This is a genomic window from Cellvibrio sp. QJXJ (assembly GCF_024452345.1).
Classification (GTDB): domain Bacteria; phylum Pseudomonadota; class Gammaproteobacteria; order Pseudomonadales; family Cellvibrionaceae; genus Cellvibrio.
In genome coordinates this window covers 3,725,072-3,747,159 of sequence record NZ_CP101662.1, presented here as the reverse complement: position 1 = coordinate 3,747,159, position 22,088 = coordinate 3,725,072, and the positions used below count along the sequence as shown (strand labels likewise).

The window sequence follows — 22,088 nt, the reverse complement described above, 5'->3', positions numbered from 1 at the left end:
GATAAATTCAAGGCAATGCCTGAATCTGGCCCCTATCCAACTCCAGTAAAAAATGATTGCTTGGCGCATCGCCAGCAAATTGCACAAGGATGTGCAGCAGTTGTGCAAGCCTCGTTTGATAGCGGGCACGCAATGAGCTTTCCTCTACTGGCGATAAAAATGCTTGTGCCAGCAACCGGTAGTGCGCAAAACGCTGGGCATCAATATCCTTTAGCGCAAGCTGATCCGCATTCCACAGGCGATAAAAATCCACACCCATATCCAGCCCATTCCACGCGGCAAAACTCTTCGTTGTTAACCCCTGGCGATGCGCCATATTTGCCGCCTGTTGGCTCGCCTGCTGCCATTTCTGCTCCAGCATCCTGTCCTGATTGGTATTGCCAATCAGTGCAGCAATTTGTTCAAGAGTAACATCGGCATTTAATTGCGACATAACCAACAGCTGCTCACCATTGAGGCTAAGCAGTAGTTCCCGTAGATCCGCAGGCCATTCCTGCGGCAGAAAACGCAAGCGCGCCAGCTCACGCAAATGCCACTGGGTAAATTGTCGGTAATTTTTTGCCTGCAGAATATTTTTATCCCAAATATCCGCCGCATTCATTCGCTGCAAATAATCCCATTCGGTACGGTAGTGCGCAAATAGCTCATCAAAATGCGGCACGTCATTTAATACCACGGTTTCGACTTCAATTTGTTGCGCCGTTTTAATCGTCAATACTTTGTAAGCTGGCACGTAGGCCGCAAGCGACGGCGCCTGAATATTAAATAGCACCTTGCCATTCTCGCTGCGATAAACACCGGTATCGTTAATGTGCATATGACCGGCGACGTGAACTTTCAGGCCGGTATCTGCCAGTAGCTTGCTGGTGTGCGCACTGGGATTGCGGTTCAACTGGAATTTTCCGTCGCCCATCAAATGCGCTATGTCTTCAGCTGCACCATCATAAAATTCACTCATCGGAAAATGCGAAAATGCAATCAGGGTTTTGCCTTGGGCCTGCGCTCGCTGCACAAGGTCGCGTATCCATTCCACTAAATGTGGTTTATGGGTAATCACTTTGTTGTAGCCCGCATCACTGGAGCCCAAAAAATTATCCGCATCCAGCGCATTACCATTGCCACCCAGCTTGGGCTGATAAACATTGGCATCAATCGCCAACAACCAAAGCCCCGGTGTGGGTTCAACGAGATAGCTGGTATCTGCCACCCAATAACAATCGCTGTAATGCGGCTGTTTGTATTTCCCCCCGGCGCCCTGATGACAAATTTCGTATTGGCGCTTATCAAACTGCGCAGCCTCCTGTGCTACTGCATGGTGATAAGTCGCATCGCCATAAACGGAATTATTAGGGATGGTGAGGCCAACAAGCTTGCTGTAAGGGGTTTCATAATAAACATAATGGGAACGCGGAAAAAAACCTTGCTCACTGAATAAATTCATAATGGGCTGATAACCCAGTTCCTGCACTTCATCCGAACAAATAACCGCATTGGTTTGCTGAGATTTTTTTTCGGCACACAAAGGATGTTGCAGGCTAAAAATAGGTTGTTCTTTTCCATCCTGCCCCAAAAAATCCATTTTTCCCGCCGGATGAGAGACGGGGCGCGTTGGGTCGTGATTACCCGGTGCCATAAAAAATTCAATGCCGTGTTCACGCTGATATTTATCAAGAATTGTTTTTAACCCGCGCAGGTGCAGTGGTTGGCCGTCATCACTAAAATCGCCCGGTAGGGCTACATATTTTATTTCCCGCTTGACTATGTCATCCAGCGCGGCGAGTAGTGCAAAATAATTTTCGTTAAACAAGCGAGTGGAATGCAATTGTGCGCGCATCGAACGAATACTGGCGTGTTGTACACCCTGCTCAGTATGGGTTGGCAAGCCCTTGAATGAGCCATCAGTAAACTCACCATAAATATCGTGAAAGTGGATGTCCGGCATAAATGCGACACGCACAAACTCAGCGTTGTTGGGGATTTTTTCACTGGGCGACTCACAGCCGGATAAAAATATCACCAGATTTACTAACGCGAGGACAAAAAATAATTTCATGGTCACAGCAGATTCAACTGGAAAATAACCCGCGCAACAGATCATAGGCGAGCATGGAGAAGGGACTTTTTGCAAAAGCGGATTCTATGAAGCAATAACGACAGATTGATGACAGAAAAATATTTTTTACTGCTCACCGCACAGCAAATTGTTAATTACTGTTAATAGTACAAATAACAACAATGCCGCAATAAAACTGAAACGCAGCGGCATTACCGTGCCCTCGCGTTTCTAATTCCTGTTGGGGACTCTAAATCTGCATGGGAAGTAAGATGGAATTTTCTCTTTTTATGAGAGCTAGAAATGGTTGACCGTTGTTTTTCTAACTGTGATAGATAAGAGGAAATTAAAGTGAAAAAGGGCAAAAAAATCTCCCCGCTAGCAACACAATCAGCCTTAAGCCACGCCTTGGGTAACATTATTATGGGTACCGCATTAGCAACAGCCGCATTACCTGGCTGGGCGCAAGATGCCGACCTGATGGAAGAAATTGTAGTGACCGGCAGCTACTCCAAAAGTTTGGAAAAAGCGATTGATATTAAACGCAATACGGTTGGCTTTTCTGACTCCATTGTCGCCACCGACATTGCCGATTTCCCGGAACAAAACCTCGCCGAAGCATTGCAGCGTATGCCCGGTGTTACGATTGAGCGCAACAAAGGTTTGGGCAGTAAAGTAAACGTGCGCAGCCTGCCCAGTGAATTTACCCACGTCTCCATCAACAACCTGTCCACCGCTTCTGGCAGTGGCGGCCGTGATGTTGAGTTCGATATTTTTGCTTCCGAAATTATTCAAAGTGTGACCGTAAAAAAATCACCTACTGCCGCTGACGAAGAAGGTGGCATTGCCGGTTCAGTGGCAATTTCAACGGCACGCCCTTTTGACTACAGCGATGCAAAATTTGTGGTGTCCGCCGAAGGCGCACACAATTCTATTTCTGAAGAAATAGACCCCAAAGTTTCCTTCCTCGCCAGCGACACCTTCGGTGATTTTGGTGCGCTGGTTTCTGTTTCGGTGGCGGAGCGTACCAACAGAACAGATTCCAATTCCGGCATTAACTTTCGTCCGCTTTCACGCTGGACCGAAAAAACCGGTTCGTCACAATGGCAAGCGACTCAAACCCTTGAGGTACTGGAACGCGATACCGGTATAGTGATTAATGATCGCTTTGACAAAGAAGAAACCAACCGCATTGTATTTCATGACAAGATTGGCGATCGCGCTTATTTAAATGAACAGGAAAAGTGGGGCGCAACGGCGGCATTCCAGTATCAACCCAGCGACGTATTCAGTTTGACGCTTGATGCGATGCTCGGTGGTTACGATAATACCGAAGACGAATACGATGCAGCAGCCTACACCGCATCCAGTATTAGTGCGCTGGAAACGGTTCACGAATACGACAGCACCACATTGGCTAAACACGGCATAGTGGTGTTGCGCGATGTTTCTTACGCCGCTACCCAGCACGAATTTCTCAGCAAAGAAAATGTCCATGAAACTGATTTTTCCCAATACAGTTTAAATTTGGATTGGGAGATTGGCGGTTGGTATGTTGAAGGTTTGGTGGGTTATTCCGGCGCGGAAAAAACCTCTGACACCAGCAATTTGAAACACGTTGCCTTTGCGCCGTCACGCAGCCGTTACACCAGCAATGGTGGTGAAACACTCGTGAGTGCTAATCCGGCAAGTTTTGATATGTACAACTCGCCGGAAAAATATTTATTCGATTCCTATGAAGTGAATTTGGAAAAAATTCAGGACGATAAATATGCCGCGCAGTTAGATTTTATCAAACCACTGGAATTGGATTTTCTACCGGCATTAAGCCAAGTGCAATTTGGCTCACGCTATACCGACAAATCCAAAGAGCGCAACCGCGGTACCAATACCGTGCGCGGGCCACAAGCGGGCGACAATTCCTGGCGCAACGTACGCACCCTGCAAGACAGTGAATTGACCTTGGTGTCTGACATAGTACCGGGCGGAAAATACTTATCGCAATCCTCCAATAGTCCGCAGTGGGCTCAAGTTGCCAACAGCTATGCACGCGAAACCTTCCGTTATGACGGCTTTGCGGTGGACTTTGCCGATAGCGAATATTATCGCGTGGATGAAGAAGTACTTAGCCTGTATGCCATGGCAGATTTCAAATTCGATGTCGCCACTATGCCGGTTATGATCAATGCCGGTGTACGTTCAGTTGACACCGACGTATTGTCATTTGGTTATCACCAGGTGCAAAACTCTGACGGCTCTACCGGTTACACACCTGCACCGATTTCCAAACAAGGTAATTACAGCGACGTATTACCCAGCCTGAATATGAGCATGGAATTGCGCGATGGTTTGTTGTTGCGCGCTGCCGCATCGGAAACCTTAATTCGCCCTGTATTAGGCGACATCGCCTACAAACGTACCGTGAGCCTGAATGATTTTAAATATCGCGACGGCAACCCGGATCTGAAACCCACCTATGCCGATCAATGGGAGTTGGGTTTGGAATGGTATGTCGGCGAAGGCGCACTGTTTGCAGCATCCTATTTCGAGAAAAAAATTGAAGGTGTAGTGCGTGAATCACTGACCGGTGTGGTGCAGGACGTTGTTAAATACAATGCCAACGGCACTGTCGATGGTGTGTATGATTTTGAAATTTATCAAAAGGTTAATGCTGAAGGTGATTACGACGTATCCGGGGTGGAATTAATTGCGCAATTCCCACTGAATATGTTGCACCCATCGCTGGAAGGTTTTGGTGTTAATGCCAACTTCACCATGCTCGACAATTCACTGACCGGTGAATCCGATTTAGGCATTCCCACCCCACCCGAAGGTTTGGCAGACGAAACTTACAACTTGACCTTCTATTACGAAAATCAAAAATTTGATGCACGTATCGCCTACAACTACAAAGACAAATATGTGGAATATATCGCCAGCGATATGTACCCGGTGTACCGCAAAGCCTACGGCCAAACGGATCTGTCAGTGGGTTACCAGTTGACGGATTTCATCAAATTCACACTGGAAGGTATTAACGTCACCGATGAAGAGACCAGTGCGTACACCATCGACCCGTCATTCCCCTCCATGTACGAATTTTCTGGTCGTCGTATTAGTTTGGGGGTAAGAGCAGATTTTTAAGTTGTAAAAAATTATTGCTTGAGCCTGTTGCAAAAAAGGATGCTCTACACAGAGCATCCTTTTTTGTTGGAGTTTACTTATTATTTGATTGGAATCATCCAGCGATCATTTTCCATGTCCACACGTCCGCCCATCAGTTCAACCACTACCTTATCCACTATAGCAACACCGGTGTTCGCCATCTTGTCGAAAGTATCTATACCGTTGTTAGGAAAATTTTTTCGTGTTCTGTGAATATTGAATTGATTTGAAAACTGCTGATTAAACGTTCTTTCTATTTCTTTCTTACCATACATAAAACCTAATAGGCCGCCCCAGGTCGCCGTTGGATTATCCGAGTCCCACCCCATCAGCGCTCCGATTTTAATAGTTTCTTTTAAATCGCCTTCGCCATAAAACAAGCTGACCAAACTGGCAGCGAAATTAATACCGGCAGCAAAACAACCGTTGCAGTATAAATTTCTATCGGTGAGGTCATAACCATCGCGCTGATATTGCTGGTAGCGAATATAAAGCGTATCGCGGGCTTTTTCCCAGGGAACATCGGCGAGGTACATGTCTTTTACTAAATCGTACATGGCCGCTGGGTACTGCTGCGCCGGCATTTTTTTGCGTGCCTGCTCTGCCATCCACATAATTTGTGCTTTCAGCGGGAGAGTTTTGTCGGCAGCAGGGGCCAGTGAATAGAGCGTGATATAAAAATTGGCGATATCGACTGCCTCTTTATCTGCAACTGTTCGCACCGGCAGTTCACTTATTTTTAATGCGATGTCCGGGCGTGTGGGTGCAAAAAAACCAAAGATTTCCGTAGTGAGTTGCGCATCGATCATATCGTAGTGGGGATTCAAGGTTTTGCTTCCGGTTAAGGGTGGCAAAGTACCCGCTTGCATTAAATCAAACGCTTTTTGATTGGATACCCACAGAAAATTTTCGTAATTTCCCTCGGGGTCACGACCGAAAGGTGTCGGCTCTTGCGAGGAATAGATATGTTTGAGCCAACCATCGCGTATCTGTTCAGGTGTTAGTATGACCGACGGACTTTTGTTTAATAGCTCCTGGTAGATATATTCAATATCGGTGTCGTCATCCGCGCCCCAAATGCCTTCAGGTCCCACAGTCACAAAATCAATGGTCGACGATAAATCGCTCGGAACACCTTGCCCCCAAATACTTGGCTGATCGGGTTTACCCCAATCATGGCGCGTATAAAATTTGCCTGTTTTTAATTCCCCGATATTGCCGATCTTATCCATTTCCGTGACCAATCCGGTCCAGTTGGCAATACACTGCCCCAACCAAAAACCATAAAGTGAATCGCGATAGGCACTACGCGATATCGTAATAACTTCAGCAGATTTTATTGCATGATTGTCATGCAGACCAGTTTCTATCGCGGTATGCGATGCGCACCCCACCAGTACGTTTACAAACAGAACGATACTTATCGTGGGGTAGCGCATCAACATAATTTCTTCCACGAACAAAAAGATTTATTGTTATTGCAGCATTAAAAACACGTTTTGAATGCTGCGTTTTGTTGGCTGCACTTTTTATCGGGTACAACCAAATTAGTCAGGCACAACCAACCGCACATTATCAAACGATACGTTCATCGCTGCGTTGGGTTCAACCACAAACACATTGGAGATTTTTGCCAGGTTGGCGCTGCCCGGTTCAATGGAGTTGCCGCGCGCGATCAGGTTAGCAACCGAAATACGGTATTCACCCCAAGTGCCGGTGGCGGGTAAGGTTGCCTCTACGTCGCTCACACTCGGCCAGCCACTGTCCATTTTGATCAGTAGTTTGGCACCGGCCGCCATGGAGTTAACCTTGAGGTCAAATACCAGTTCACCCGCCGTGGCCCAGCCGGTTAAATCGGCGGTGCCGGCGGGGATATTAAAATACACATTGCCGGTTGCGCCGGTTTTGATCACGTTGAGCACCTTGCCGCGGCCTTCTTCATCCAACTGTGAATAGCTGATTTGGCCCTGTGGGTTGTAGGACTCAAACTTCAAGCCAGTCGCCAGCGCGTCGCTGTACATAGTGAACAGCGGCGGCTCCGCAAAGTCGCCCGACACTTGTGGATGGCCGGTTAAGGGCACAATGGCCGGGTCGACATTGGTCGCACAGCCTTTGCCGGTTTCAGGATTGGTTGCGCAGCGATAGACTTTTACCGATTCAACCTGCATTTCCTGCGGGAAGCTGGTGGCGTTGTTGGGCACACCCGGCCAGTTGCCACCCACGGCGACGTTCATAATCATGTGGAAGGATTCATCAAACGGCGCATTTTCGGCGGTTGACGCAGAGGTATACCATCCCGCCTTGGTTTGGGTGGCATAGTGTTTGTCGTTGATGTACCAGCGAATTTCGCCCTCTTCCCACTCAACGGCGTAAGTATGAAATTCTTCCCAGGTATTGGCGGTGGGTGTAGTGCTGGTGCCGGTGTATTTGTTGTTGGGCCAGACATCACCATAGTGCAAGGTGCCGTGAATAGCGTTGCCACCATTGGTGGTGTTGAGGTTTACTGCCTCCATAATGTCGATCTCGCCACTGAGCGGCCAACCGCCATATTTCCACTCGGTCGGCAGCATCCAAATCGCCGGCCATACGCCTTGCCCTTGTGGCAATTTGGCGCGAATTTCCATACGTCCGTATTTCCAATCCCCTTTATTTTTGGAGCGCAGGCGCGCAGAGGTGTAGTCGCGGGTGACGGATTTGTCATCCACGTTGTAAGTGGGGTCATCATCGCCCTTGGCTTGACCGGCGAAGGTTTCCTTTTTGGCAACTATGTGCAATTTGCCTTCGGCAACAAAGGCGTTATCGGCACGGTCGGTGTAGCACTGCAATTCGTTATTGCCGCCACCCATGCAATTTTTTTCAAACGACCATTTAGTGCTGTCGATGGTCTCGCCATCGAACTCATCGCTCCAGACCAATTCCCAACCAACCGCGGCGGATGAACTGGATGCAGCCAAGGAGCTTGCTTCGACGCTGCTCGAGCTGGCCTCAAGACTGCTCGAACTCGCCTCTACGCTCACTGCACTGCTGGATGCTTCCGCTACCACGCTCGATGGCGCGCTTGAGGAGCTGGCCGGCGAGCTGCCGCCGCCCGAACCGCCACAGCCAATCAAACTGAGCAATGCCAGGGTCAGGGATGCTTGAACCAGTGGTTGGCTCATACCTCGTTGTTGAATTCTCATACTTCTTACCTCGGTGCTGTTTTATTAGGTTTTATTATCGAAAGCGCTTGGTGGAACACTGCTAGCTACCGGCGCTGCGCGCTTGAACAACGCCGGCATTCACAGATGGGTTACTCGGGGCAGGCAGGTGCCTGGGTATTTTTCTCGATGCGCAGGTTGTACAGGCTGATGTCCGCGGTACCGCTGGTGCTGAGCGCAAAGGGTGTTAATACCATGTCCAGTTTCGTGCGTTTTTGCGCAAAACAGTCGAGCGCGATGCTCACACTGGTCCATTCACCTGCGGGCGCATTATTTAGCTGCTGGGTGATGGGAAGGGCGCCGCCACAATCGCTGCCGCAGAAAATTCCCACATTGACCTCGGCGCTGGGTTTGGCATCGACTTTGACATCAAACACCAAGGCGCCACCGGCATATGCACTCAGGTCGCTGCGCTCGGTGGAAGCAAAGTTCACACTCGCCAGTGCGGAGCCGTCCCACTGCAGGCGACGTGCATCTTCCTGCACTTTGTGGTCGATGGAGGACACAGTCACCGCCCCCAGAGTGCCGCTGCTGGTGGTCACTGGTTGCATATTATTGAGATGATCGAGCAGCACTAATTGCCAGGGGTTCATTACCCGCTGATTGAAAATAGGCAGGCTGTCAGGCGTGACGCTCGCGGCGATTTGACCGGCAGTTTCATCCAGCAAACCGGTCTCCGTGTTGTCGGCATAAGTCAGCCCAAAACCGTAGGCGAATTGGGGCTCATAATCCGCATCACCGACATTGAGTGGCGACTGGACGGGCGATGCCGGCCAGGAGAAGGGCAGTTTGCCTTTGACCGCGGCATTCACCGAACCATCGGCCTTGGCGAGCACTACATCGGCCACACCCGCCCCTTCGGAACCGGGCAGCCAGACCACCGCAAAAGCGTCGGCAGCGTTAATAAATTCATTGGCCCAGAGCGGACGACCGGTGATAAACAGCGCAACCACCTTGATGCCATCGGCATTTAATTTTTTCAGCAAGGCCAAATGGGTTGGGTCTTTATAGGCCAGTTGGTTTACATCGCCCTGCATTTCCGCATAGGGGTCTTCACCAAATACCACAAAGGCAACATCAGGCTTTTGTTGATAATTACCATCCACACTCAACTCCACCGAGCCACCGGCAGTGGTTACTGCGCTGGCGATGCCTTGATAAATAGACGTACCGCCGGGGAAATCCGCATTGGTATTGCCTGTGCCTTGCCAGGTAATACTCCAACCACCGGCTTGTTTACCAATATTGTCGGCACCATCACCCGCCACCAATATTTTGGCAGTGGGTTTAACCGGTAATACTTGCTGATTGTTTTTCAATAACACGATGGATTCACGCACCGCTTGACGAGCGATAGCGCGATGCTCCGGCGAACCAATCACCTCGCGTTTGCCGGCCAATTCGCGCGTAGAGGGAGCACCTTTTTCAAACAGCCCCGCACGCAATTTCACCCGCAAAATCCGCGCGACTGCATCATCCAAGCGCGCCATGGGAATTTCGCCGCTTTTCACTTGCGCCAAGGTGTTGTGATACAGCTCTTTCCAGTTGGCATCGGGCGCCATAAAAATATCCAGCCCGGCATTAATGGATGCCGCACAACTGACTGGCGTACAGCCAGGCACAAACGCATGACCATTCCAATCGCCCACCACCAAACCGTCAAAACCCATTTTGTTTTTTAGCTGATCGGTAAGCAGGTATTTATGGCCATGCATTTTTACATCCTGCCAACTGCTGAAGGAGGCCATGACCGTTTGCGCGCCGGCGGCCAGTGCGGTCTCGTACCCAGCGTTGTGGATACGCACTAATTCCGCTTCGCTGATTGCCGCATTGCCGCGATCAACACCACCCAGGGTGCCGCCATCGGCGAGAAAATGTTTGGCAGTGGCGATCACATGGCGCTCACTCAAAAAATTATTGCCTGCCGTGCCCTGCAAGCCCTCTACCATCATGCCGCCGTAGGCGCGCACCACCTCCGGATCTTCCGCGTAGGATTCATAAGTGCGCCCCCAGCGATCATCGCGCACTACTGCGAGCGTCGGTGCAAAGCTCCAGTCGATGCCAGTCACTGCAATTTCCGCCGCCGTCGCCGCGCCGATTTGACGAATTAATTCCGGGTTGCGCATCGCACCCAAACCGATGTTGTGGGGAAAAAGTGTTGCACCAATAATATTGTTGTGACCATGTACGGCGTCGGTTCCCCAGATCACCGGGATCGCAACGCGCCCGCCGTCGGTACTCATGGAAGCGTGATAAAAACCATCCGCCAATGCCAGCCAATCATCCACCTTCGCGTGTTTGTTTTCGCCGGGGAATGAGCCGCCACCATTTAAAATCGCACCGACGGAATATTCTTTAACATCTTGCGGGGTGACATGGCGCAATTCCGGTTGCATCAGTTGTCCCACTTTCTGCTCCAGCGACAACTGAGCCAATAATTCAGTAATTTTTGCCTCTAGCGCCGGGTCTTTTTTAACCGCGTTCTCAATACTGGGCCACAGGGATTTTTCAACAGCAACCGGCCCATCACCACTATCGCTTGCGCTGTCTTTCTCGTTGATATTTTTATCGCAACCGCTCAGCGCGGCCACTACAGTGAAACTGCACGCAGCGGCCATTAATGGTTTGTAAAAACTGGGCATAACCTACCTCATTGAAAAATCACTGTTCTTGTCTATGTACATTGCTGCCATGGGTTGATTGATAAAATGCTCGCCACCAAGAAAAAAGCCCCCGCTTTCTGCAAGACTGGAGAACGCGGGGGCTAAGCAAGGAGAGCTAACAATAGTAGAAGGATGACAGTGCATACTCACCACTCTTGCTAACACCCAAGGGGACCTGACATCACCCAGGGGTTCAACAGCTAATGAAAAAATCACATCAGCAAAAACACGCACGCGGCTCAACCACGGGCACATCGTTTGTGTTTACCAATTCAGAGTGACAGGAAATAAAAAGAGTGTCGTCCCACTTTCGCGGTATGCCGAACATGGGGCGGGTAGCACCTGCGGATGAATAAAAGAGGGAAGTTCGTTCGTGTAAAACACAGCAAAACAATATTACTCGAACAATAAAACGTCTCACTTTCGGTAAAGCACCGCAACTCAAACCAATCCACCCACGACCAGGATGTGAATCAATAGCCAGATTGCCACCACTGCTCATCCCATGTTCAGGTCGCCGCCAAAGTGGGACAACAAATCAAAAAAACTTTTGTTAAGGTTGCGACGTTCTGGCAGCGTCGCCGCTACCTGCCCAGAGCAACCAATTCCAGGGAGCCACACAAGGAGTCACGCAATGGTGCAACTAAAAACACTGGTGGGAACCACCGTTATTGCCGCACTCGGTGGTGCATTCGCCGGCTATTCCCTTACATCCCCAACAACCGCAACAGTACCCCCCACAAATGTGGACAATATTTCGCCGCAAGGCAGTCAAGTTGACTATGCCGCACAGCGAACCAACGCCGCACTGACAAAAACCATTGAACAACTACAGCAAGAAAATAATCGCCTGAAAAAATTATTGGCTGAGCAGCACTCTCCAAAAAAAGCAACACAAGCCGCCGCAACACCCCATAACACACCGGTGGAATTACAACAGCAACTCCACCAACTGGAGATGGAAAAACACCTGCGCAAAGCCAACGACTTCAGCGATTGGCTGCTGAAAACCCAGCAGGAAAACCCTGATTTCAACCTCAATCAGACACTGACGCAGCATTTTGACAGTGAAGTGCGCGACCCGCAGTGGGCCGACCAACAGGAAAACAGCTATCGCAATTTATTCAGTGAAACGCCGGAACTGTCCGGTTTTGCCCTCACCAATAGCCAATGGATTCAATACTCATTGAGTGACTTCTCACTGCACCAATATTTAAAATTATTATTCTTAACGTTTAATAACCCAACGGAGCATAGATAAAAATTAATAAAACATGGTATCTATGCTGCCATATACATTAATAATTTTAAGCCAATCATATGAATAACGCAGATGACTTTTCTATTAACAAAAACATTAGTATTAACATCCAGAACGTTGGCCTTGAGAAAGAAAAAATCCTTATTATCGATAACTTTTTAAATAACCCGAAACTACTGGTAAACATGGCGGCACATCAGCCTTTTATTCCTTACCATACTCAATACCCTGGGGTGAAATCCCTTGCGCCAGCAGAATACACTCGCCAGTTGTTTGGCACCGTTGTGCCTATTATAAAAAAACATTATCAATTGCCTGAGCAATGCACCATAGAGCACACAAAATGTTTATTTTCACTGATAACACATAAAGAAGATGATTTAAATTTGTTTCAACGCGCACCACATCGTGACTCATCTTACGAATATCAATTTGCAATATTGCTCTATCTATGTGGACCAGAACATGGCGGCACTTCCTTCTATCGCCACAACCTTACACACTTTGAAACTATTACCCGAGCAAGAAGTGCAACTTACGATCAAACTTACGACGATGACGTGAAACAACATGGCGAACCTGAACCTCGCTATCAGTTGGACAGCGACAGGCGCTACAGCAAAACAGGTGAAATAAATGCATGCTTTAATCGGCTGGTGATTTATCGCAGCTGCCTGCTGCACTCTCCTTATATCAATCTACAAAAAAGCATTGATACCAACCCCCATACCGGCAGACTAACGCTTAATTCTTTTCTGGCCTTTATGTAGCTAAAGCAATTATTAACACCTAATCAGGAAGCGGATATTTTTTTAGGTATTCAGCATGCAAAGGTAGGCCATTTAGTTTTTTACTAATCGTGTCTTTTATTTTCAAAAGGAAAACGGTCAACTCATCACGCGACATAGTATCCACTAATGGATTATGAGAGCTCGGCATCAACCCCTGCCCTATCATCACCTGTAACCATGAGTCATCAAATAGCTCGTTGCCTTCGCGGAACATACGCCCCGTTTCTTTAAACAACTTAATCCGATGCGCCAAAGAATCCGGTAGTGACATGGTGCGACAGTGATTCCAGAATGGCGAATCGGTACGTTCAGTCACGCAATAATGCAAAATAATAAAATCGCGAATATGCTCCAAATCAAATTTTGCTTGTTTATTAAATTCATCTATATCCGACTGCACTATGCCCTGAGCCGGAAACATACGCATAAAACGCACAATATTTTGTTGGATTAAATGAATACTGGTAGATTCGAGTGGCTCAAGGAATCCACCGGACAACCCCACCGCCAGACAATTTTTGTTCCATTGCTGCAAGCGGCGCCCGGTACGAAAATGAATCAGCCGCGGCTCGGTCAATAGTTTTCCTTCGACATTTTCCAGCAATAACTTTTTTGCATCTTCATCTGCCAGATATTTACTGCAATAAACCAAACCATTTCCCACGCGTTGGCGCAATGGAATTTGCCATTGCCAGCCAGCAGAGTGCGCAATAGAACGAGTATAAGGCACAGGCTCACGCACAGATTCCGTTTGCACTGCAATCGCGCGATCACAAGGAAGCCAATGCGACCAATCTTCATAGCCTGTGTGCAAGGCTTGTTCAATCAGCAAACCGCGCATACCACTACAATCAAAGAAAAAATCACCTTCAATGATTTTCCCGGAATTAAGTGTGACCGATTGAATAAACCCTGTTTGAGGCTCTGTTGTCACCTGCTTAATAGTTCCCTCTATCCGGGTTGCCCCCTGCGCCTCACTGAATTGGCGCAGAAATTTTGCGTAGCGCGAGGCATCCAGATGAAAGGCATAATTGAGGCCATTATTGGGCATATGGGCAAACCTTAATTGCTCTGCAGCTTGCCGCTCGAAACAATAATCACCAAATTCACCAGCAATACCTAATTCTAATCCGCGCCGCCAAAAATGCTGGAAGCCTGCGGCCCAACAATCATTTCCGGTTACACCAAATGCATGCAGATAATGCTTGCCTTGTGCGCGCCAATTTTCAAAACGAATACCCAGCTTGAATGTTCCCTGGGTAGCACTTAAAAATTCCGCCTCATTAATTCCCAATAACTGGTGAAAGAAAACCATGGTAGGTATGGTTGCTTCACCAACACCTATAGTGCCTATTTCCTCTGACTCTACCAGAGTGACATTGACTATCTTCCCGTATAGCTTGGTAATGGCCGCCGCTGCCATCCAGCCTGCAGTACCGCCACCAACAATCACCAGGTTTTTTATTGCCGTCATATTGCTAGCCTCTCTTGTTGCAGTCGAAATAATTATTTTTTATTTGTTTTTAATAAATTGGCACTACAAAAAAACACAGCCGCATAAGCGGCTGTGTTTCCTCCTTAAATCACCTTAGCGATTATTAGAACTTATAACGTGCACCAATGTTGTAGCGTGCACCTTGCTCAATTGCTGCAATAACCATATTTTCATGACGGCCATGCAAACGACGATCCTCTTCAGTTACATTGATACCTTCTGCAAAAATAGAGAAGTTTTCATTAATTTCGTAACTGATATTGATATCCACTTGGCCATAGGCTTCGGTGTAAATCGGATTGCGCTCGCCGTTGCCATCGAAGGTTGAGTTGAGGAAATCATCGCGCCAGTTGTAGGCAATACGCACCTGGAAACCATCTTTGTCATAGAAGCCCACCAGGTTAGCGGAATCACTCAAGCCAAACAGTGCAAATTGGTTTTCGACACCTTCACCCTTATTGGTATTGTAGTTGTCGTAACCAATATCACCATTCACCGTGGTGAAGTTAACGATGCCGCCAAAGCCACTCTCACCAAACAAATGCTGTACCGCAAATTCAAAGCCATCGATTGACGCCTCTTTAGCATTGAATGGAGCGATGATAGTGAACTCAGTTGATGGATCACCTTGACTGGCATCACCCACGATAGGCGAACCATATTGCTCTTCCATATAAGCGCGTACGGCTGCTGCATCGCTGGTACCCAATGCCGCTACCGCTTGCTGGTAACGCGGCCCTTGTGCCGGGTGCGCCAGCTCAAAAATGGTCGAGGTGTAGCTGTCCTGACCGATAAAGTTTTTCACGTCTTTTTGATAGTAACCAAAAGACACGTAACTACCTTCTGCATAATAAAACTCAGCAGAAAGGTCAAAGTTTGTTGATTCAAAGGGATCGAGATCCGGGTTGCCACTACCACCTGTACCGCCGTTAAAACGCACCAGCTGATTGATGGTTACGCCACCTTGAATATCAGAGTAGCTTGGGCGTGTAATTGTTTTACTTGCCGATGCGCGCACCAACAGGTTTTCAACCACTTCGATATCAAAGTCGATATTGGGCAGCCAATTATCGTATTCACCTTTTAGCGTAGTGAAGCCAGAGCCATCAGCCACCGCACTAAATTCGTTCGCGCCTGACCACACCAAAGAGGTGTACACCGGAACCAGCGCATCGGAAGTCACATCCGTTGATTCGTAGCGCACACCCACTGCTAAATTGGTTGGCATGGTGCCAGTTTCCCAACCCAGATTGGTTTGTACATAAGCCGCTTGCTGCTCTTCCAGTGTGCGACGATCGGTAGTGAATTCAGGGCTTGCTGCCAGGTCAACACCCAGCTCACCCATGCGGGCTCTAAATCCATCAAAATCCACATTAAAAAAGGTACGCTGGGCATTGGTACCCTTGAGGGCAGAAAATTCCGAGTGCAGGTCACCTTGGGTAAACAGTGAGTCATCAAAATCTGCCGGTGTAAATACACCACCCCAGGTATCACGCTGAGCGTTTGAGAATGCCGAGCGGTTGCTGTTTTCGGTTAGCGCAATACCGAAATCAATACTCTTCACGAGACCGTCATCAAACGCATAAACACCCTTGATTTGAGTCTGCTCGATTTCAGATTCCATGATTGCATTGCGGAAAGAGGAACCTGAATCCAGTAACCGGGATGCTTCCAAATCGGTCACACCCGCAGAATGCTGGAAGCTGGTGACTGGGAAGTATCCGCTGTAGTCAACGGTTGCGCCTGCCCGTGATAATTGCTGCACACCAATGATGTTGTTACTACCACGGTCATCCAAAGCACCCGCTTCGGCATCTGAATTGTGGTAATCGAAAACAAATTTAAGGTTGTCAGTAGCATCCCACTCCAGGTTCAAACCAACCGAGTTATTTTCGTTTTTGGTGCCAAATGCCGCTACACCCACTTGAATATCAGCGCCTGTCGCATCTGAATAAATAATTGGGCCGACGACTGAACCAACGGTATTGGTACCTTGAGTGTATTCACCCGTGGTAGGAACACCGTTAAACCAGGCTGACAGCTCTTGACGTTGCTGTTCAACTTCCTGCTCTGCGTAGGTGTAATCCAATGTGGCTTTCAGCGTATCCACTGGAGCCCACTGGAAGGTCAACTGGGCGTTAGTACGCTTACGCTGAATGTCATTCATGCTGTAAAGAATGTTACGCGGTACGGCGTAAACATCATTTTCCTGGGGGCGATTAACAAACGCATCGCCAGCAGGCAATGAGCCCCAGTCGCCCGCAGTACCTTTAATGGTGTACCAACCGCTGCTTGTTTCAGCGCTGTTAAAACCGCTGTCGCGCTCTTGATAGCTACCAGACAACGCAATACCAAAGGTATCGTCAGCGAAGGTATTACTGAAAATACCCGAAACTTCCGGTGTGAGATCCGAACCGTTACGGTTAGTCTCATCCATCACCCCTTTCACACCAACACTCGCATTAATACCGGGTGCGTCGAGTGGGCGGGCGGTTTTGATATTGATTAATGAGCCAACACCACCGGTGGTTTGATTAGCGCGGCCTGTTTTGTAAACCTCGACACCTGATACGCTTTCAGCGGCCAGGTTGGCAAAATCGTATGAGCGCGAAGCCGAAGCATTGGTAGCCTCAAGGTTGGCAGCGGGCATTTGACGACCATTGAGTGTCACCACGTTGTAGTCAGGGCCAAAACCACGAACGGTCACACGGCTGCCTTCGCCATTTTGACGGTCGATAGAAACACCCGTGATACGCTGCAGGGATTCTGCGAGGTTGGTATCAGGCATTTTGCCGATATCTTCCGCTGAAATCGCATCCACCACACCCGCGTTATTGCGCTTTACATCCATAGATTGAACAAGCGATCCACGAATACCGGTAACCACTACTTCTTCAACATTTTCATCTTGCTGAGCGATGGCAAAGCCGTTTACGCCCATCATTGCCGACGCAACCGCCGTTGCTACCAGCTTCTTTTTGAAACTAGTCACTTGAGTCGTTGTTTGTGTTTTGCTCATGGAGAACTCCATCTTTATTTATTGGTATTGATTGGTTGTGCTGTCCAGACGGCGCCTCTCAACACCGCATCAAAAAGCTGGGTCACAACTCGTTTTCTAGCAACTTCATAATCCCGCTTGTCCCCATAGGTGTCGTCCCACCTTGGCAAAATATGAAACCTGACTCATTTCACTTTAAGCACCAATGAATGAGACGACAGTAACTTCATATTTTTCATAGACTTAAGTGAAAAATTGACCATAAAACAGACTGTGTATTTTCTTCCCAAGGCTAAAAATGGAACTCAAAAAGACAGAAGTGAGACGCTAAAAACAAAAGGTGAGAAGCCAAAAAACCAAAAGCGGAACGCGTGAATAGTTTTTCAGACGCCATTTAGGGGAATTAACACGCCAGAGGCGAGCAATAAATAACCCACACAAGGCTCAACAAAGAACTGGAATAGAGGTTAAGAATGCGGATGTCAGGGTTGGTGTTGCAGCAGAACCGGTGTTTCAGTGCACTGGCCAGATAGAGGGAGGTAGGGAGTGACCATACAAAAATACCGCCGCTGGTGCAGTGCCAGAAACTTTAAATCGGCAGCGTGATACTGATCGAACAGGGCATCAAAACGGCCATTGTGGATGAGCTTGGCCAAACCCAACTCCAAACGGCGCGCCAGCTCGGGGGATTTTTTACTGACCTGCAAGTAAATGGGGTGGTCGTAATAAATCAGCAGCTGCGGCTCCAGGGTCAAAAATGGGTAGTCGGCTTTTTTCTCCCGCCAGGTGAAAACCACTTCATCGGCGCCAAGCGATAAACATTGGTAGCGCTTAACCGCGAGCATATCGAACAGGGCTTCAAAACTGGGCGCCTCGCGTACCGGAATGTCGTTGAAGCGGTAGATATCCACGTCGGACCAATTCAACCCCTGCCCTATCACCATATCGCTCAAATTGCGGATAGCGGGCGGAAAATTGGCTGGATTTATGAGGCAGATGCGATAACCCAGCAGGCCTTTGAGAATATCGACAGGGATGGCAATGACATCGGCATTGGCAATCACGGTGCCGGGAGAGGCCCAGGTCAAATTCAGCACCCGCCCCTCGGAGATAAGCAGTGCCTGACGCTTGGCACTGGATTCAGCATCAAACGGGACTACTTTGTAATCGCCATACTCGGCGCGAGTGGCCTCCAATAGTTCATGGATAAGCTGGTATTTGTAGGCGTGACGCGCGTCTTTTTTGCCGCGATCAAAGTAGCGCACTTCCATGACCGGGACGGCACTGGCGGATTCAATAGCGGCTTGCTGCGCGGCACAGGGACTCCCCCCGCTGAACAGGAAGCAGAAGAAACCGACAGTAAAGCCCAGATGCATCCGTCGCATAGGTACCTCGCTAGATGCTGTAAGTGTAGAGGACCTGTTGTACTTTTCCGGTTATGAGACGACGTATCAAAAGAAAAAAGGGGGCTGAAGCCCCCATAAGGTGAGGAGTTAAACTCCTCCGCAGCACGAGTCGTTATAGGGATTTCAGGAATGCCTGCAATGCCGCTTTGTCGGTGGCAGAGAGGGCGTTGTAGTTGGCGCGGGAATTTGCACCTTCACCGCCATGCCAACGAATGGCTTCCTCGATGGTGCGAGCGCGCCCATCGTGCAGGTAGCTCTCTTTGGGTACACAAACTTCCTGACCGTCCAAGCCAAAAGCGGGAGCGTTGCCGCGCAAACCGGTCACACCGCCAGTCACACAAGCGGATACACCCAGGCCCCAGAGCGGGGCGGTGCGCCATTCGGCACCGCTGGCGTCACCTTCACCCAAGCTGTCAGCGAGTTCCGGGCCCATGTCGTGCAACAACATATCGGTATAGGGTTGGATCAGCTGGCTGCGCAACTCTGCAAAGGCCGCAAACTCACTGGTGACAAAACTGGGGGTATGGCACCCCTGGCAACCAATCGCTTCAAATACCACCTTGCCTTGAATCACCTCGGGTTTGTTGTAGTCGCGCTGACCACGCACCCCCAGCAGGGCGACATATTTGACGAGATTGTCCAGGTGCTCGTTGGCCAACTCGGCGCCGCTCGGGCCACAGTCAGTTTGATTGGCACCGCAGTCCGGGTTGGGCATAACGCTGGTCATCACCCCCATGTCGGTATTAAACGCCGCTGCAATTTGATGTTTGAGGCTGCCGGTGCCAGCTTTGTAACCAAAACGACCGAGACGGGTATCGCCGGTGACGGGGTCTATCACCCGCTGGGCTTTACCGGAGATACCATCGCTATTGCTGTCGTTGACGTCCTCATTGGCGAGGATCGCGGACTCGGGAATGGCTTCCAGTAAACCCATGCCCACCAATTGCGGGGCGAGACGCGCAGAGAAGGTCTCTGGCTGCACGCCGCTGAACTGGTAGTTAGGCTTACGCAGACCGTTGCTCTCGGTCCAGGAGGCGATAACCGCTTCACCTTCGCTAGTGGCGCCGCCATTGGCTTCGGTCTGCAATACACGGCCCAACAGCGGATGCGGATTGCCCAAGGCATCACCCACTTTAAACACCCACAGATCCAGCGATTGACCTACACCGGCTACCTCAGCGCGACCATTGCGCTCGTGGCAATCCGAGCAGCGATCATTGATGTAGCGCGTACCGGCTTTGCCGACCATCTCGGTGAAAACCCCGTTTTCGTAGTTTTCATCGTGTGAACCATCCTCGAACGAGGTGTGATGCACACGGCGCCCGAGCACAAATGGCTGGCCGTTTTCATAACCCAGGTTGTTTGCCATTTGCTGGAAGTGTCCGTCGGGCTCAGCGGTCATTTGTACGTGCAAGGTGGTATCGCCACCGAGACGCGCGCTGACTGGCAGGGGGATGGAGTCGCGCTGTTTAAACAGGCCACCAACAAAAGCATTGCGGTCGGTCACATCCCAGGGCACCAAGCCTTGACCGACGATGTACAGGTAGGTGGTACCGTAATAGTTGTCGCGCCCACGCAATACGCCGCCCTTATCCAGGAACTGGCTGATTTCAAACTCCATCTGGTCGCCTATTTGAATAGCGCGGCCTTCGCGACAGTTGAAGCTGTCCTCTTTGTAGTAGTGAAAACGGTTATCGCCCGGCACATTTACGCGCTGCATAACACCATTGCCACAATATTCGGCAAGAGTATTGCGGCCTACGTACCACCAACGATTCTCCGCTTGGGCATTGTCCAGCAAACCTTCGGCGCGCACGTTCATCACAATTTTGGTACCGCCTTTGGCCACATAATCGACAATTTCGATGGCCGCCGTGCGCTGCTCCCAATAGAAGGTGAGGTAGTGATCGTAGGCCTGGAAGTGATTTTCTTTGGCATGGCGATCGCGGCCGCGGTCACTGAAGCGGGTAACTAATGCATCGCCACGGTCGTATTGGATAACGGGCTCAAGCGCAGTGTTTTGGTTAAACAATGGAGTGATGTCGCCCAGTGCGACGCTGCTGGCCACACTGCTGGAGCTGCTAGCTACCGGACTTGAACTGGGGACACTGCTGGAGCTTGGCGCAACACTGGAACTGGGTGCACTACTTGAGCTGGGCGCTATGCTGCTGGAACTTGGTGGTGCACTACTGGGCTGGGAAGATGAGCTGAGCGAACCAAAGGTGTAACTGGCCAGCGCCGTCTCACGCGCAAAACCCGCTGCCGTATCCCAATAGGTACAGCGATAACTGATCTGATTACCCGCCGCCAGACCGTTAATCACATAACTATTGTTACCACCGGACTGGTTCATGCTCACATTGAGCTGACCGCCGCCATTCACGGCGTAGTGTAAGGTCGCCCAGCTGCTGCTGGTCAGGTTTACCGTGGCACTGGTGGGGCCTGTCTGTTGCATCTGGCACAGGGTACTGGCGACCGAACTGCTGGATGCCACACTGGCACTTGAAGGCGCAACTGAGCTGGACGGTGCTATTGAACTGGAAGGCGCCGCCGAGCTAGGTGCGGATGAACTGGATACCGGAGCGATTGAGCTGGATACAACCGAGCTGGAGGAGAGGCTGCCCAACGTAAACGTACTCCAGGGCGCATCCACCGCGAAACTGCCATTGAAGTAGGTAAAGCGATATTGAATGGTGGCGCCAGCCGGCAAATTGGTGAGGTTGACGACTTTTCGCCCATCCTGCGCGGTCATGGCTACGTTTAATTGCCCACCGCCATTGATGATGTAATGCGCATCGGCCCAGTGAGTGGTATTCACATACAACTGCGCGGCAGTGGCCGCAGTCTGGGTGATACCGGTAGTACTGGCAACTGATGCCGCGCTGCTGGAACTGACGGTTTGCGCCAATACCGAGGGTGCAAAACCGGTAACGCAACTAATGGATGCTACTAGCGCCAGCCCCCTAAGGGACAAGCGATTGTTTGATTGACTCTTCATAAATGACCCCAGTGCCTTATTCGTTATTAACAGGGAATGTTGTTAACCGTGTCAGCAGACG

At 49.6% G+C, this 22,088-nt stretch carries 11 protein-coding genes; 3 read left to right on the top strand and 8 right to left on the bottom strand.

What is annotated here, in order from left to right; all coding sequences use genetic code 11:
• Positions 1-7 precede the first annotated feature (7 nt).
• Positions 8-2,053: a metallophosphoesterase gene (locus tag NNX04_RS16130; RefSeq protein ID WP_261946452.1), complete on the bottom strand. Its 2,046-nt coding sequence runs from the start codon at positions 2,051-2,053 to the stop codon at positions 8-10.
• A 351-nt stretch (positions 2,054-2,404) separates the two neighbouring features.
• On the opposite strand from NNX04_RS16130, the gene NNX04_RS16125 reads away from it, so the two are divergent.
• A complete protein-coding gene (locus NNX04_RS16125; RefSeq protein ID WP_261946451.1) occupies positions 2,405-5,197 on the top strand; it encodes a TonB-dependent receptor in 2,793 nt (930 codons plus the stop codon).
• 80 nt (positions 5,198-5,277) lie between these two features.
• Here the strand turns inward: NNX04_RS16125 and NNX04_RS16120 are convergent, their stop codons facing one another.
• The 3 genes from NNX04_RS16120 to NNX04_RS16110 all read right to left on the bottom strand — a co-directional run bounded on the left by NNX04_RS16120 (position 5,278) and on the right by NNX04_RS16110 (position 11,057).
• A complete protein-coding gene (locus tag NNX04_RS16120; RefSeq protein ID WP_261946450.1) occupies positions 5,278-6,663 on the bottom strand; it encodes an ADP-ribosylglycohydrolase family protein in 1,386 nt (461 codons plus the stop codon).
• Positions 6,664-6,765: 102 nt separating this feature from the next.
• The gene (locus NNX04_RS16115; RefSeq protein WP_261946449.1) at positions 6,766-8,397 is read right to left on the bottom strand and encodes a glycoside hydrolase family 16 protein; all 1,632 of its coding nucleotides are present in this window, start codon (positions 8,395-8,397) and stop codon (positions 6,766-6,768) included.
• 110 nt (positions 8,398-8,507) lie between these two features.
• Entirely contained in the window at positions 8,508-11,057 is a 2,550-nt protein-coding gene (locus tag NNX04_RS16110) for a glycoside hydrolase family 3 protein (RefSeq protein WP_261946448.1), read from the bottom strand.
• Between the two features lie 655 nt (positions 11,058-11,712).
• Between NNX04_RS16110 and NNX04_RS16105 the strand changes: the two genes are divergently transcribed.
• Both NNX04_RS16105 and NNX04_RS16100 read left to right on the top strand, forming a co-directional pair.
• Positions 11,713-12,339 carry a hypothetical protein gene (locus NNX04_RS16105; RefSeq protein WP_261946447.1) on the top strand — a complete coding sequence of 209 codons (627 nt, stop codon included), beginning with the start codon at positions 11,713-11,715 and terminating at the stop codon, positions 12,337-12,339.
• Between the two features lie 59 nt (positions 12,340-12,398).
• Positions 12,399-13,109, top strand: coding sequence for a DUF6445 family protein (locus tag NNX04_RS16100; RefSeq protein ID WP_261946446.1), 711 nt, complete (start codon positions 12,399-12,401; stop codon positions 13,107-13,109).
• Positions 13,110-13,128: 19 nt separating this feature from the next.
• On the opposite strand, the gene NNX04_RS16095 is transcribed toward NNX04_RS16100, so the two are convergent.
• The 4 genes from NNX04_RS16095 to NNX04_RS16080 form a co-directional block, all read right to left on the bottom strand.
• The gene (locus tag NNX04_RS16095; RefSeq protein WP_261946445.1) at positions 13,129-14,604 is read right to left on the bottom strand and encodes a tryptophan halogenase family protein; all 1,476 of its coding nucleotides are present in this window, start codon (positions 14,602-14,604) and stop codon (positions 13,129-13,131) included.
• Positions 14,605-14,728: 124 nt separating this feature from the next.
• Positions 14,729-17,644, bottom strand: coding sequence for a TonB-dependent receptor (locus NNX04_RS16090; protein ID WP_040390979.1), 2,916 nt, complete (start codon positions 17,642-17,644; stop codon positions 14,729-14,731).
• A gap of 461 nt (positions 17,645-18,105) precedes the next feature.
• On the bottom strand, positions 18,106-19,008 hold the full coding sequence (locus NNX04_RS16085; RefSeq protein WP_261946444.1) for a transporter substrate-binding domain-containing protein: 903 nt from the start codon (positions 19,006-19,008) through the stop codon (positions 18,106-18,108).
• Between the two features lie 133 nt (positions 19,009-19,141).
• A complete protein-coding gene (locus tag NNX04_RS16080) occupies positions 19,142-22,027 on the bottom strand; it encodes a di-heme oxidoredictase family protein (protein ID WP_261946443.1) in 2,886 nt (961 codons plus the stop codon).
• Positions 22,028-22,088: the final 61 nt, after the last annotated feature.